At 65.7% G+C, this 13,666-nt stretch carries 16 protein-coding genes and 1 pseudogene; 7 read left to right on the top strand and 10 right to left on the bottom strand.

The window, feature by feature from the left end; all coding sequences use genetic code 11:
* Window positions 1-34 precede the first annotated feature (34 nt).
* Window positions 35-709, top strand: coding sequence for an Ivy family c-type lysozyme inhibitor (locus N5D45_RS17955; RefSeq protein WP_197656728.1), 675 nt, complete (start codon window positions 35-37; stop codon window positions 707-709).
* Window positions 710-769: 60 nt separating this feature from the next.
* Here the strand turns inward: N5D45_RS17955 and N5D45_RS17960 are convergent, their stop codons facing one another.
* From N5D45_RS17960 to N5D45_RS17980, 5 genes and pseudogenes are all read right to left on the bottom strand, one after another.
* Complete coding sequence (locus N5D45_RS17960; RefSeq protein WP_010487161.1) at window positions 770-1,144, bottom strand: hypothetical protein; 375 nt, start codon at window positions 1,142-1,144, stop codon at window positions 770-772.
* Between the two features lie 490 nt (window positions 1,145-1,634).
* Window positions 1,635-2,666 carry an ACR3 family arsenite efflux transporter gene (arsB, locus tag N5D45_RS17965; RefSeq protein WP_049480466.1) on the bottom strand — a complete coding sequence of 344 codons (1,032 nt, stop codon included), beginning with the start codon at window positions 2,664-2,666 and terminating at the stop codon, window positions 1,635-1,637.
* Window positions 2,667-2,679: 13 nt separating this feature from the next.
* Window positions 2,680-3,183 carry an arsenate reductase ArsC gene (locus tag N5D45_RS17970; RefSeq protein ID WP_057502517.1) on the bottom strand — a complete coding sequence of 168 codons (504 nt, stop codon included), beginning with the start codon at window positions 3,181-3,183 and terminating at the stop codon, window positions 2,680-2,682.
* A 36-nt stretch (window positions 3,184-3,219) separates the two neighbouring features.
* A pseudogene (gene arsN2, locus N5D45_RS17975) lies at window positions 3,220-3,639 on the bottom strand (arsenic resistance N-acetyltransferase ArsN2); the annotation flags it as partial.
* Between the two features lies 1 nt (window position 3,640).
* Window positions 3,641-3,970: a metalloregulator ArsR/SmtB family transcription factor gene (locus N5D45_RS17980; RefSeq protein WP_010487154.1), complete on the bottom strand. Its 330-nt coding sequence runs from the start codon at window positions 3,968-3,970 to the stop codon at window positions 3,641-3,643.
* Between the two features lie 17 nt (window positions 3,971-3,987).
* On the opposite strand from N5D45_RS17980, the gene arsH reads away from it, so the two are divergent.
* Window positions 3,988-4,716, top strand: a complete 729-nt coding sequence (arsH, locus tag N5D45_RS17985; protein ID WP_191850428.1) for an arsenical resistance protein ArsH — start codon at window positions 3,988-3,990, stop codon at window positions 4,714-4,716.
* A 23-nt stretch (window positions 4,717-4,739) separates the two neighbouring features.
* On the opposite strand, the gene N5D45_RS17990 is transcribed toward arsH, so the two are convergent.
* From N5D45_RS17990 to N5D45_RS18000, 3 genes are all read right to left on the bottom strand, one after another.
* The gene (locus tag N5D45_RS17990) at window positions 4,740-5,426 is read right to left on the bottom strand and encodes a hypothetical protein (protein WP_043034949.1); all 687 of its coding nucleotides are present in this window, start codon (window positions 5,424-5,426) and stop codon (window positions 4,740-4,742) included.
* Window positions 5,427-5,583: 157 nt separating this feature from the next.
* Window positions 5,584-5,856 (bottom strand): hypothetical protein, encoded by a 273-nt coding sequence (locus N5D45_RS17995; protein ID WP_010487149.1) that lies wholly within the window; start codon window positions 5,854-5,856, stop codon window positions 5,584-5,586.
* Between the two features lie 212 nt (window positions 5,857-6,068).
* Window positions 6,069-7,019 (bottom strand): DUF2268 domain-containing putative Zn-dependent protease, encoded by a 951-nt coding sequence (locus N5D45_RS18000; RefSeq protein ID WP_164193410.1) that lies wholly within the window; start codon window positions 7,017-7,019, stop codon window positions 6,069-6,071.
* Between the two features lie 206 nt (window positions 7,020-7,225).
* On the opposite strand from N5D45_RS18000, the gene N5D45_RS18005 reads away from it, so the two are divergent.
* The 5 genes from N5D45_RS18005 to N5D45_RS18025 all read left to right on the top strand — a co-directional run bounded on the left by N5D45_RS18005 (window position 7,226) and on the right by N5D45_RS18025 (window position 10,726).
* Window positions 7,226-7,801: an Ax21 family protein gene (locus N5D45_RS18005; protein WP_004134798.1), complete on the top strand. Its 576-nt coding sequence runs from the start codon at window positions 7,226-7,228 to the stop codon at window positions 7,799-7,801.
* A gap of 123 nt (window positions 7,802-7,924) precedes the next feature.
* On the top strand, window positions 7,925-8,692 hold the full coding sequence (locus tag N5D45_RS18010; RefSeq protein ID WP_164193408.1) for a DUF6597 domain-containing transcriptional factor: 768 nt from the start codon (window positions 7,925-7,927) through the stop codon (window positions 8,690-8,692).
* 68 nt (window positions 8,693-8,760) lie between these two features.
* Complete coding sequence (locus tag N5D45_RS18015; RefSeq protein WP_043034959.1) at window positions 8,761-9,129, top strand: VOC family protein; 369 nt, start codon at window positions 8,761-8,763, stop codon at window positions 9,127-9,129.
* Between the two features lie 121 nt (window positions 9,130-9,250).
* A complete protein-coding gene (locus N5D45_RS18020; protein WP_010487139.1) occupies window positions 9,251-10,225 on the top strand; it encodes a Dyp-type peroxidase in 975 nt (324 codons plus the stop codon).
* Between the two features lie 84 nt (window positions 10,226-10,309).
* On the top strand, window positions 10,310-10,726 hold the full coding sequence (locus tag N5D45_RS18025) for a hypothetical protein (protein WP_043400701.1): 417 nt from the start codon (window positions 10,310-10,312) through the stop codon (window positions 10,724-10,726).
* 106 nt (window positions 10,727-10,832) lie between these two features.
* Here the strand turns inward: N5D45_RS18025 and pnuC are convergent, their stop codons facing one another.
* A complete protein-coding gene (pnuC, locus tag N5D45_RS18030) occupies window positions 10,833-11,402 on the bottom strand; it encodes a nicotinamide riboside transporter PnuC (protein ID WP_279939400.1) in 570 nt (189 codons plus the stop codon).
* 8 nt (window positions 11,403-11,410) lie between these two features.
* Window positions 11,411-13,600, bottom strand: a complete 2,190-nt coding sequence (locus N5D45_RS18035) for a TonB-dependent siderophore receptor (RefSeq protein WP_197656730.1) — start codon at window positions 13,598-13,600, stop codon at window positions 11,411-11,413.
* Window positions 13,601-13,666: the final 66 nt, after the last annotated feature.

The raw sequence follows: 13,666 nt of genomic DNA on the forward strand, positions 1-13,666 counted from the left end.
GGCGGATGCAGCGCAGATCAGACAAGGACACGCGATGAAGATGCGAATCACAGGGATGGCGATGATGGCTGCGCTGCTGGCAGCCTGCGGACAGGCACCGGAGAAGTCTGGCGGGACTGCACCTGCTGCGGCGCCAGCGCCGACCACCGAAGCACCGGCCGCCACGGCCACCGTGGTCGAGAAGGAACCGTCCATCGAAGAAGGCGTGGACCCTGCGGTGTGGGACAACGAAGGCGAGCCGGAAGAGCCGAGCGCTGGCGGCGAACTGACCTGCGCGGACAATCCGCTGGCGACCCACTTCTTTACTCTGGTGGGCGGCAACACCGTGGATGACTGCGGCCGCAAGGACCCGAAGGTGCTGGCCGCGTTCGATGCGCTGATGAAGGGCACGCAGGACGCCGAATCCAGCGACAAGGACATTCCGTCGCTGCGCAAGCGCCTGTTGAGCGGACCCAGTGGCCCCGGCGAGCTGCTGGTGCTGCAGGGCGAGCCGTGGTGGTTCTACACCGCCTGCCAGGCCCACGATTGCCCCGGCACCGCGTTGGCGATGTTGTACTCGCCCGATCAGTCGAAGCTGGTCGGCCGTCTTACCGCGCGCTGCCGTGTGTGGTGGCTGGGCGAGCCGACGGCGGAACAGCGTGCGCAGATCGAACAGCGCCAGCCACTGCAGGATGCCGCGTTGAAGGAAGACAGCGTGCGCTGCGAGTGATGTGGCGCGCTCTGCAGCGCCGGGCCGTGCCCGGCGCTGAAGTGAGCGTTGTTCCCCGTATCACCCTTCCGGCCGCATGCGTGCGCTGACCTGTGCGGCCAGCGACAGACTGGCCATCATCAGGCCCTCCATCACGCGGTCGCCCACGTATTCCTCCTCGGGCCCGTTCTGGCGTACGCGCTCGGCAGCCAGCAGCATTTCCAGCGCCACGCGCAGCCCGGCCAACGCACAGTCCGCGTCGGCCAGCGCCATGCGGCGCCCTGGCATCTGATGACGTTCGGGCCAGGGCTGGCCGTCGGCGGCCGCGCCCTTGCCGATGCGGTCGAGCGTGGCGATGAAACCGTGCGGATCGTGCGGGTGCAGCGCTTCCGAGGGCGCGTCCGCGTTGGCGGGCACGTACTGCGCGCGCAGGCGGGAGGATTCGGGTGTGCTCATGGCAAGGGCTCCGTGCAGGACAGACGGTAACCGCCACATAGAGGTGGCGGGCGGAGACGTGGCTCGAAAACCGGGAGATCACGAACAAGACCGGCAGGCGCAAGGCCTCCACGCTCCGCCCGCCATAGCCGGCAGACGGAATGCCAGCCGGCGCCACGCGGGGTGACGCCGGCTGGCAAGCGCAAACAACGTTCGTGATCTAACGGGTTTTCGAGGCCCGGCCACCCATTTTCCGGCGGCCCACCATCTGTACCGCCGTCGCTGCGCAACGCCAATCAGAAGAGTTGCATTCAACGCTGGATCAAAGACGCTTTTGGCATTTTTGCATGCTGTTAAGCCGTCGCAGACGCAGGCGCCGCAACGTCCGTAGCGGCATGGGGAATATGCGACATGGGTCGAAGTTGATGACGTGGCGTACGGGCACTCCACCAGGCCGATGACGACAGTGCGGGGCGAAGAACGTAAATCGACTTCGGCGCACTCCGGTGTGTCAGTGCTCTTCGCGTCTCTCGTACCAGGCTTGAGTACGGTTCACGATCCGCACCACAGACAACATGACCGGCACCTCGATCAGTACACCAACCACCGTCGCCAGCGCAGCCCCCGAATGCACGCCGAACAGTCCCACCGCGGTGGCTACCGCCAGTTCGAAGAAATTGCTGGCACCAATCAACGCCGAAGGGCCGGCCACGCAATGCGCCACGCCCAGGCGACGATTGAGCAGGTAGGCCAGGCCGGAAGTGAAATAGACCTGGATCAGGATCGGCACTGCAATCAGTGCGATCACCAGCGGCTGCTCCACGATCTGTCGGCCCTGGAAGCCGAACAGCAGGACCAGTGTGAGCAGCAGCGCGCACAGCGAGACGGGCGCCAGCTGGCGAAGCACCCGCTGCAACGCCGCCTCGCCACGACGCATCAGTATCCAGCGCCGCAGCAACGCCGCCACCAGCACCGGCACCGCGATGTAGAGGCCCACCGACAGCAGCAGGGTATCCCACGGCACGGTGATCGCCGACAGGCCCAGCAGCAGTGCAACCACCGGCGCGTAGGCAACCACCATGATCGCGTCGTTCAACGCCACCTGGCTCAGGGTGAAGTTGGCATCGCCACGGCACAGGTTGCTCCACACGAACACCATGGCGGTGCAGGGCGCGGCCGCCAGCAGGATCAGCCCGGCGATGTAGCTGTCGATCTGTGCTGCGGGCAACCAGTCGGCGAAGGCGTGGCGCAGGAACAGCCAGCCCAGCAGTGCCATCGAGAATGGCTTCACCGCCCAGTTGATGAACAGCGTTACGCCGATGCCCTTCCAGTGCTGCTGCAACTGGCGCATCGCAGTGAAGTCGACCTTCAGCAGCATCGGGATGATCATCAGCCAGATCAGCACCGCAACCGGCAGGTTGACCTTGGCGACCTCTGCGGATGCCAGCGCGGCAAAAGCGCCGGGCAGGAAGTGGCCCAGCAGGGTGCCAGCCGCGATGCACAGCACAACCCACAGCGTCAGGTGTCGCTCGAACAGGCTCATGGCAGTGGCACCGTCACTGCGTGCCGTCGGCCGGCAGCAGCTCGCCGATCCGGTCCAGCGCGTGTTGCAACGCCTCGCGGTCGGACCACAACGATTCGGGCAAGCCGAGCAATGCGCTCAGGCGCGCTTTCACGATGGCATGGGCCTGCGCGAATGCTGCGGCCTTGTCGGCATCGCTACCCGCGACGGCCGCCGGATCGGGCAGACCCCAGTGGCTGCGGATGAAGTCACCGAACACCACTGGGCAAGCTTCGGCGGCCGCCGAATCGCATACGGTGATGACCAGGTCCATCGGGGCCGCGTCCACGAACTCATCCCACGATTTGCTGTGCAGCCCTTCAATGGGCATTCCTTCGGCCTGCAACTGGGCCAGCGCGAAGGGGTTGATCTGGCCAGTGGGCTGGCTGCCCGCACTGAATGCGCTGAAGCGATCGCCGCCCCAGGCGCGCAGGGTGGCTTCAGCAAGCACGCTGCGGGCGCTGTTGCCGGTACAGAGGAAGAGGACCTTGCGGGTCATGTGGCTTCCATGGTCAGTGAGTGGCTTGGACATGCAAAGCGCGCTGGCCGGGCAAAGACGAGTGAACTCGGCAGAGCTGCGGATCGCCTCCGCTATCTGCGCGCGATCACATCCGGCATAGCCGTGCCGCGCGAACCACGTGCCTGCCGATGTTGTCAGCAGCACCAGTTCCCTGACCTGCATACGGCAGGCCACCTCTTCGGCCGCTGCCAGCAATGCGCGCCCAAGGCCGGTATTGCGTCGGTCATCAGACACCACCAGGGAGCGGAGCAGCGCCGAGGCGCCGAAAACCTGCAATCCAACGGCGCCCACGGGGACGCCGTCGAGGTCTGCGACGAAAAACACGACCTTGCTGCTTTCCAGATCGGCCACGGGTAACTGCGCCTGCTGCAGAAGGTCCCGGATGCAGGACAGGTCGTCGCGTGTGCCGGCACGAATCACGGGGTCTGGCTTCATCTCAGCACCTGCATGCCGGTTCGCTCACCGCGCACCGCTCGTCCGGCGAGCCCGCGCAGCAGTTGTGCGTCAGGTACTCGATCAAGCCGTTCATGGCATCGAAGTTGGCCCGATAGCAGACATGGCGGCCCTGGCTTTCACTCTCCACCAGCCCGGCCTGCACCAGCTCCTTCAGGTGGAAGCTGAGCGTGGCTGGGGGCACCTGCAGGGCCGTGGCGATGTCGCCCGCCATGCGCCCTGCCGGGCCAGCCTCCACCAGCAGGCGGAAGGCAGCCAGGCGGGTGGCATGACCGAGCGCGGTGAGGGCGGTGATTGCATTTAACGTTTCCATATTTCTAGAATAATCGAATGAATAAGCCAATCACAAGCCCTGATCTGCCCAATCTGGTGGAATCGTCATTGCCCCAGCCCAATCATCACCAGCTCGCCGCGGCAGATCTGGGGCCGCCACGCATCCTCCTGCTCTACGGCTCGCTGCGGCCGCAGTCGTTCAGCCGCAAGCTGGCGCTGGAAGCCGAGCGATTGCTGCGCCATCTGGGGTGCGAAACCCGCATGTTCGATCCGCATGCGCTGCCCATGCTCGACAGCGTGGACACGAGCCATCCTGAAGTGCAGCGGTTGCGTGCGTGGTCGCAGTGGTCGGAAGGCCAGGTCTGGGTCAGCCCCGAGCGGCATGGCACGGTCACCGGCGTGTTCAAGAACCAGATCGACTGGTTGCCGCTGGAAGATGGCAGCGTGCGGCCCACGCAGGGCAGGACGCTGGCGGTGATGCAGGTGAGCGGCGGCTCGCAGTCGTTCAACACCGTCAATACGCTACGCGTGCTCGGCCGGTGGATGCGCATGCTGACCATCCCCAACCAGTCATCGGTGGCCAAGGCCTGGCAGGAATTTGATGACGATGGGCGCATGAAGCCCTCGCCGTACTACGACCGCGTGGTGGATGTGATGGAGGAGCTTGTGAAGTTCACGCTGCTGACGCGAGGGCGGTCGGACTACCTGGTGGACCGCTACAGCGAGCGGAAGGGCGACGCGCATGCCGCAGCATTGGCGCGGGCTGCAGGGGCTACGGCTTCCTGAATTCCAATCTGCCGACGAGCGTATTACTTGCTTGCGCGCCGCGCGCCCTTCTCGTCTTCGTCCTTCGCATCCCCGCGGCTCTGCGCGAACTCCGGGAAGGTCTTCGCGATCGAATCCTTGTCCGGCAGGATGTAGAACACGCCGCCCTTCTCGAACATGGGCTGCACGATCTGCCCGTAGAACGCGGGCGAGACATTGATGCAACCGTGGGTGACGCGGTTGTCGTCCGGCGTGGGCGATGCCAGTCGTTCGGCACGCTTTTCCTTCGGGCTGCCCGGCGGCAGCGGGTGCATTGAAACCGCGGAATCGTAATCCACCCACAGCACGCGCCCGGCATCGTCGGAGGGGCCGTAGCCACCGATGAAGCGGCCGGCCGGCGTGGTGCGGTCGTGGCCGGGAATCGCGCTCAGTGCGAGCTTGGCGACGCCGGGTGCGGAATGATCGCCGATAGCCGAACCGAACAGCGCCGGTGCCGCGCCACGCAGCTTGCCGTCACCGCTGAAGATCAGAACCTGCGCCGCCGCCTTGTCCATGACTGCAAACGGATAGCCCTGGTTGTCCTTGCTGGCGACGACCCAGCCGGCCAGTTCGATCACCGTTTCGGACACGCTCTGGTCAGCCGGAAGTTCATCAACGGCGGCTACCGGTGATGCAGGTGCGTCCTTGTCCCTGGCGTTGGCTACGCCGCTGCACGCAACGACCAGTGCCATGGCCAGTGCGGCATGGAGGGCGCGGCGTGCAGGGGAGGAGTAGGTACGAATGAGACGGCTCCTTGCAATGCAGTCTTGGGTGGAAGGACGCCAGTGGCCGGCGAAGGCCACTGGTTCCCGATACAGAGATGGATCAATTCAAGCAGTGAGGGAGCGATTACCCGCGCGGCTTGCGGCCGGCCGGTGCCCTTTCAAGCTGCTGCACGCGGCCTTCGATCTGGTCCAGACGCTGGTTGGCCTGCTGTGCGGACTGGTTGGCGGATTCCGCACTCTGCGCAGCACCCTGCACCTTGACGTCGAGCTGATCGAGACGCGAGTTGATGGTTGCAAACTCGTTCTTGTAAGAGGCGCAGGCGCCAAGGCTGACGGTGGCGATGAGCGCTACAGCAAGTGCGCGGGCCGTCTTCATGTGTTGCGGGTTCAGGTTCATTGCACTCCCTCCTTCGTCTGGGGAAGCTGGAATATAGCGGCGTTTGTTCCCGTCGCTACCATGCGCTTTCAGCTGGAATTTGAGTACGTGGATGGGCTGTGAAGGCCTGTAAATCAACAAACCTTAACAAGCGGGATCAGGCGAGCTGATCTGCGCCGGTCAAGCGCCTTGTGCCTGTTCAATATCACCCATTCACCAGCATGAAGCCGGCATCACGGTATCTGCGCCTGCGCGCTTTCGCCTGCTCCGCACGCAGGCTGCCATCCACTTGCTTCCAGCAGCGCTGCAGCGTTTCCAGGCTGGACATTCAGCAGTTCGGCGATGGCGTTGCGCGTGTCGGGCGCGCGCGCAACGTAGGCATGGGCAATGCGGTAGCCGATCCAGTAGCCGAGATCTCCACGGCGCGCATCGTCGCCGGGGCCGTTGTACAGCCACCTCGAAAGATCGGTGCCCATGCTGTCCTGCAGGAACGCGCGCTCCAGCGCACACTCACGACCCTGCGTCCAACGCTGCAGATGCGCGTTGGCCGGTTGCCCGGAGATCCGTTCGGCCACGTACTCGGCGCCGCCTTCCAGCAGCGTCTGATAGAGCAGGGTGGGCTGCTCGACCTCCACGCGTGCACCAGGCTGTTGCACGTGCACATACTCATGGGCGATCAGATGCACGAAGCGGTCACTCACATCGGCCTGCATCCAGTCGGCGTTGCACAGCGCTTCCAGGCCGATGACCACGCCTGCTTCGGTGGTCACGCCACCACTGTTGCCGCGGCCCACCAGTACGGTGACCGGGGGAAAGCGCGCAGACGGCAACAAGGCGCCCAACTGATCGACGGCAGCGGCGACGCGCGTGCGGATCGATGGCAATGCTGTCGCGCAGGTTCTCGCTTTCGCAAACAATGCCGGCTTGTCCTGGATGGCACTGGCCAGCCGCTCCATCGAGCCGATACGGCTGTCGGTGAAGCTGCGCAGGGCATCCGTACCCGCATCCAGATAGCCGTGTTGCAGTTCATCGGCGCTTGGGCGCCCTTGGTTGGCGTCCATCACCTTGAAGAAGCGCGTGACATCGTCTGTCTGCACGACGATGTGCCCGGCAGAAACGATGCGCTCAGCCGCCTGTGCCTGCAGCAGCGCGACCGGCGAGGCGATCAGGATCAGTGCGCACATCAAGCATCGAGCGTGGTGCGTATAAGAAGCCGGCAGCAGTGCCATGCAGAGTTCCCTGAACGCCAGCCTTATTTATACACCAGTCAGTTCAATATTCAGGGTTGATTAGACCCCCTAACGGATAATTCACACCTGTCGACCGCCTCCTTTCTCTCCCCCTCCCGGGAGGCGGTCGACGAAACCAAAATAATTAAAGGTGTGTCCCGATGAACAAGAATTCGCTGCTTGCCCTGGGTCTTCTGGCTGCCCTGCCGTTCGCTGCATCGGCAACCGATGGCCTGTCGTACAACTACGTTGAAGGCGGCTACGTGAACACCGATGCCAAGGGCGGCGACGCCGATGGCTGGAAGGTGAAGGGTTCCGTTGCGGTGCACCCGAACTTCCACGTCTTTGGCGACTACAGCGCCCAGGAAACCGACAAGTTCAAGAATGACGTCGACCAGTGGCGCCTGGGTGTCGGCTACAACTACGGCATCGCACCGAACACCGACCTGGTGGCCCGTGTTGCGTACCAGAAGTACGACGAGAAGCGCGGCCTGGACTTCAACGGTTACTCCACCGAAGTGGGCGTGCGCACCGCGTTCAACCCGTACGTGGAAGGCTACGTGATGGCCGGCTACGAAGATTTCAGCAAGAAGCACGGTTACAACCCGGACGGCGAGTTCTACGGCCGTGTCGGCGCCACCGCCAAGTTCAACCAGAACTGGGGCCTGAGCGGCGAAGTGAAGCTGGCCAAGGCTGGCGACCGCGAGTGGTTCGTGGGCCCGCGCTTCACCTGGTAACAAACGCCTGTCGTTAGTGCGTGTTGTGCTGGCGTGTGACTCTCTCTCTCTCCCACACGCCAACCGAAGCCCGGCCTCGCGCCGGGCTTCACTTTTATGGGCCCTGTAGCGCGACAATGCGGCATGGGCGACTCTTCCCCCCTCGCAGGTACTGGCACGGCCTACCAGGAGCATCCGGCGCCTGCGCCGCTGCGCGGCCACTTTGGTCAGCTGTGGCAGAGCCAGCTTCCTGACGATGCCGATGGGCACATCACCGTACTGCCCGATGGTTGCGTGGATATCCTCTGGCGCGACGGTGCGTTGTTCGTGGTCGGCCCGGACCGCGTGGCCGCGCACCCGGCGCTGGCACCCGGTGCGCAGGTGCTGGGGGCACGCTTCCGTCCCGGCCAGGCATTGGCCGCGCTGGGCCTGCCCCTGGCCGAGATCATCGGCCAGGCCGTGCCACTGGCCGATCTGAAGGGCGCGTGGGCGAGCAAGGCGGCGGCCTCCATTGGTGACACCGCGCCTGCACAGCGCCTGCAGCGGATGGCGCACTGCCTGCAACAGCATATGGGTGCGTCCGCGCTCGATACCCCGGCGCAGCGTGCACATGCCCTGTTCCAGGCGCTCGCCATTGGTGACGCCACGCTGGATACGCTGGCGGCACGCCTGAGCCTGAGTCCGCGCAGCCTGCGGCGCTTCAGCCAGTCGCAGTTCGGCTACGGCACCAAGACGCTGGAGCGGATCCTGCGCCTGCAACGTTTTCTTCGCCACAGCCGCGCGCTGCCGCAGCACTCGCTGGCGATGCTGGCCGCCGAGGCCGGCTATGCCGACCAGGCCCATCTCAGTCGCGAGGCGCGTGAGCTGAGTGGCATGACCGCACGCGAACTGCGTCTGGAGTGGGGCCAATGATGGCCGTTTCGTTCAAGACCGCGATGCCACGTTGATTGAAGCTGGGGCTCCCACCACGGAGCCACGCCATGAGCCACGTCGCACCCCACGATGCCGAATGCCGCATCGACAACATCGAATTCAACGTTGCCGACATTGCCCGCAGCAAACGCTTCTACGGCGAGGTGTTCGGTTGGCACTTCACCGACTACGGGCCGGCCTACACCGAGTTCGACGATGGCCGCCTGAAAGGCGGCTTCGTGGCCGACGCGCCGGTGCGTGCCCACGGCGGGCCGCTGGTGATCCTCTACTGCGCGGACCTGGCCGATGCACAGCAGCGTGTGACTGCCGCTGGGGGCGAGGTGGTGCAGGCGGTGTTCGCGTTCCCTGGTGGCCGCCGCTTCCAGTTCCGCGATCTGGATGGCTACGAGTTGGCGGTCTGGAGTGATGTGGATTGAGGTCTTCGTACCTCCGCTGGTGGACGGAACGAGAACCGCTCCGTCCCCGGCCAGGTGGTTCCGCTATGATCGCCCGCACATCGCCACGCGATGCGCCCGCCTCAAGCCAGCAGGAACCGCCGTGAACTCCCAGCCCGCACCGATCACCGCCCTCAACCACACGCTCGACAACGAGCCGCAGCAGATCACTGCGCCACTGACCCATTCGGCGGCGTTCCTGGTGCTGAAGGTGAAGGACGACGAGGCGTCGATCGCGAAGGCACGCGAGGTCCTGGCCAGCACCGATGACCTGATCAAGAACACCGCCATCCGCGAGATCGAGCGCACCTTCACCTGCAACGTGGCCATTGGTCACCGCGTGTGGAAGCCGCTGGTGGGCACCACGCCGCCGCGTGAGCTGCAGCCGTTCCGCGAGATCAAGGGCGCGACCCACACCGCCGTGTCCACGCCCGGCGACCTGCTGTATCACATCCGCGCACGCACCATGGACCTGATCGTGGCGTTCGAGCGCAACCTGCTGATGGCCTTCGGCGATGCGGTGGAGACGGTCGATGACGTGGCCGGCTTCCGTTATTTCGATGGCCGCGATCTGCTCGATTTCGTCGATGGCACCGCCAATCCGGAAGGGCTGTCGCTGCCGGAAGCCACCATCGTGGGCGAAGAAGATCCCGAACATGCCGGTGGCAGCTATGTGGTGGTGCAGAAGTACCTGCACAACCTTGATGCCTGGCGCGCACAGAAGACCGAGGCGCAGGAAGCGATCATCGGCCGCACCAAGCACGACAACATCGAGCTGGATGATGCGCCGGCCGATGCACAGAAGTCGCACAAGACCCTGTGCACCATTGAAGACGCCGACGGCGAGCACGAGATCCTGCGCGACAACATGCCGTTCGCCAACCCGGGCCGTGGCGAGTACGGCACCTATTTCATTGGTTACACCCGCCGCCTGTGGGTGATCGAGAAGATGCTCGAGCGCATGTTCATCGGCAATCCCGCGCCGCTGCACGACCGCATTCTCGATTTCTCCACCGCCACCACCGGCGTGACCTTCTTCGCGCCCTCGCGCAAAGTGCTGGCCGATCTGGGCGATTGATCGCGCCGGGCAGCGGCGACCGCCATCTGCCTGTCATCTACCGCCCCGACCATCTGCTGTTGGATGCGAGTGCAGGAGCAGGTGATGGCCATGACAGGGAACAGAACCGGCATGCGCCGCTGGTGGCGGCCGCTGGCCGCGTTGTTCGGTGCGCTGGCACTGGGGAGCGCCGCGGTGTCCGCGCAGGAAGCTCCTGCACACTGGATGGCCTATGCCGCCGCCGTGGGGGGCCAGCTGCAGCAGCGCCTGCAGCAGGAGCAGGACCCGCAGGCGCAGCGCGTGCTGGAATGGCTGCAGGCACATCCGGACGCACCGACGCCGCTGCCGGTGAGCGTGTGGATCGCGGCGGATGGCCGCATCTCGAAGCTGGAATTCGACAGCCTGGGCGATGCCCAGGTTGACGCAGACCTGCGCGCGACCCTGCAGGCAGCGCCGCTGCAGGCGGCGCCACCGGCCGACATGCGCCAGCCGCTGCGGCTGGGCCTGGTGCTTACCCAGTAGATCCACACCATGCGTGGATATGCCTGGTAGATGCCGACCTTGGTCGGCAGGCACGCCAACCAAGGTTGGCGACTACCGGTGGCCCCCAGCCACGCATGGCGTGGCTCTACTGCGTTGCCACCTGTGGCTCGCGCGCGGCGGCGCTCCATGCGCGCAGGCCGAACACGGCCAGGCCGAGGAAGAACACGTACAGCGCGGCGGTCACGTGCAGCGACTTGAACAGGTACGCACCCACGTAGACCACGTCCACCGCGATCCACACCCACCAGCACGCCACATGCCGCCGTGCCTGCCACCACTGGCCGACCAGGCTCAGCGCGGTCAGCATCGCGTCCAGCCAGGGCAGTGCGGCATCGGTGAAGGTATGCATGGCCGCACCCAGCGCCACGCCACCACACAGGCCGATGGCCAGGTCGCGCAGCAGCTTGCCGCGCGCCAGCGGCACGATGCGGATGCTGCCCTCATCGGCGGCATGCTGCCGCCAGTTGAGCCAACCGTAGACCAGAAAGCCACCGAAGGCGACCTGCAGCAGGGTATCCGAGTACAGCTTGGCCTCGGCGAACACCAGCCCGTATAGCGTCACCGACAGCAGGCCCACCGGCCACGCCGCCAGCCGGCGCCGGGCCATCAGCCAGACGCCGAGCACACTGAACAGTGCGGCGGTCCACTCCAGCATCACGCCGCTCACAGCGCGAACGTCACCGACAGGCGGGCCTGTCGCGGTGCGCCGGGGAACAGGTAGTAGTCACCGCCGCTGCTGCCGGTATCGCGCCAGTAGAAGCGGTTGAACACGTTGTCCACAGACAGGTTCCAGGTCACCGCACGCTCGTGCAGGCGATGCTGGAAGCGCAGACCAGCGTCGAACACCGAGTAGTCCGGTGCGCGCACGCCGCCGTCGGCACGTGCGACGTTGGCACCGGCATAACGCCAGCCGCCAGTGACATCCAGGCCCTGCACGAACGGCAGCGCATAGGCCACATGCACGCTGGCCCGCACCTTCGGCACATTCACCAGCTGATGGCCTTCATAAGCCGGCGTGCCGGTGTCGCGCGCACGCGCCTGCAGCACGCTGGCACTGGCCACGATCTGCAATGCGTCGGTCAGCTGGCCGTTGGCGGTCAGCTCCAGGCCGGTGTGGGCCTGGGTGCCTTCCTCGACGAAGGTGTAGCCCACGTCGCTGTTGTCCGGCCTGGCGTACTGGTACGGCTGCGAAATTCGGAACACGGCCGCACCCAGGGTTAACGCCTCGACCGGTACGTACTTCACGCCCACTTCCAGCTGGCGCGACTGCACCGACGGCAGGAAGGTGTCGGCATTGCTGGTCCAGAACGGCGCTTCCTGGCCCAGCGAAATGCCGCGCACGTAACTGGCATAGGCGTTGAGCTGGTCGGTGGCCTTCCACACCAGCGCGGTCTGCGGCAGGAAGCGCGACAGGCGGCTGTGGCGCTGCGGGGTGCCGCGCTTGTCGTAGGCGCGCTCGTCGAGGCGCACGAAGCGGCCACCGGCCAGCCACTGCCAGTCGTCACCGAAGCTGATCCGGTCCAGCGCGAAGAAGGCGGTCTGGCGGCTGTCCAGGCGACGTGCGGACGGGCCGGGCATCTTCGGCGACGGCTCGAACACCGGCACAGGTGCCTCGTGGATGTTGGTGGTGCCGACGTACTCGTTGACGCTGGGGCGCTTGTCCACGGTGCGGCGGAAGTAGTCGGCACCGAGGGTCAGCTCATGGCCGACGCTGCCGGTCTCGAAACGGCCGCGCAGCTCGGCACGGGCCTGCTGGTTGCGGCGGGTGTCGCCCGGGCTGCGGTAGTCGTAGACGTCGTAGTCGCCATTGGGCGCGAAGTAGTTGCCCGGCACGGTGCCATCGGCGCATTGCGTGGCGTAGTAGCAGCCGTAGGCGAAGGCGACGTTGTCGTCGATCACCGACCGGCTGTGGCCGACCGACACGCGCGACTGCCAGGCGTCATTGAAGTCGTAGGTGTGCAGTGCGGTGATGTTGGTGCTGGCGATATCCACCGGGCGCTGCCACGGCTGGTAGCCGAGCAGGTGCTCGCGGTCGACGCCGCGCGGCAGGTCACGCGCGCCCAGCAGCTGGTAGCCGGACACCGAACGCTGCGAGCTGGTCTGGTAGTTGGCATCCACTTCCAGCTTGCCGCGTTCGCCGATCAGCCAGTCGGCCGCCAGCGAGTAGAAATTGCGGCGGCCATCGGCGTGCTCGACATAGGAATTGCTGGAATCCCACGCGGCATTCAGGCGCAGGCCGAAGCGCGGGGTGATCCAGTGGCCGACATCGACGGCGACGTAGCGCGAGCCTTCCGAATCGGTACCGAGCGTGGCGGTGCGCACTTCGGCCGGGCGCTTGCCGATGTAGTTGATGATGCCGCCGGGCGCCATCACGCCTGCGGCCAGGCCGGCTTCACCCTTGAGGATCTCCACCGACTGCACGTTCTCCAGCGCCAGGCGCTGTTCGCCGGCGATGGACAGGCCGTTGAAGCGGTAGCCGGTGGCGGCGTCCAGCGCGAAGCCACGGATGGCGATGTTCTGGTAGTAGCCCACCGGCGCATACGCATCACCCAGCGAGGCATCGTTGCTGGCCAGCTCGGACAGCGAACGCACCTGGCGGCGATCGAGGTAATCGCGCTCGAGCACGTTCACCGAGGCCGGCGTGTCCTTCCAGCTGCCGCCACCGAAGGCGTTCACGCGCGAGGTATCGGCCTTCGGTTTGCCGGCCTGCACGCGCACCGCTGCCAGTTCGGTCGGCGAGCGTTCGGCGCCATTGGCAGCCGCATCAGGGGACGCCTCGGCCTCGCTGGCGTGCAGCGGCAGCGCGGCGCAGAGGGCGAGGGAGAGCAGGGTGGGACGCAGGCAGCGGTTCATTCGATTCGTCTTCGGACAACAAGGGAGACGAAGCGACGGCGCGCAGGTGCACCGGCCCATGACGGG

The sequence above is a fragment of the Stenotrophomonas sp. GD03819 genome, from assembly GCF_029841665.1.
GTDB lineage: Bacteria > Pseudomonadota > Gammaproteobacteria > Xanthomonadales > Xanthomonadaceae > Stenotrophomonas > Stenotrophomonas geniculata.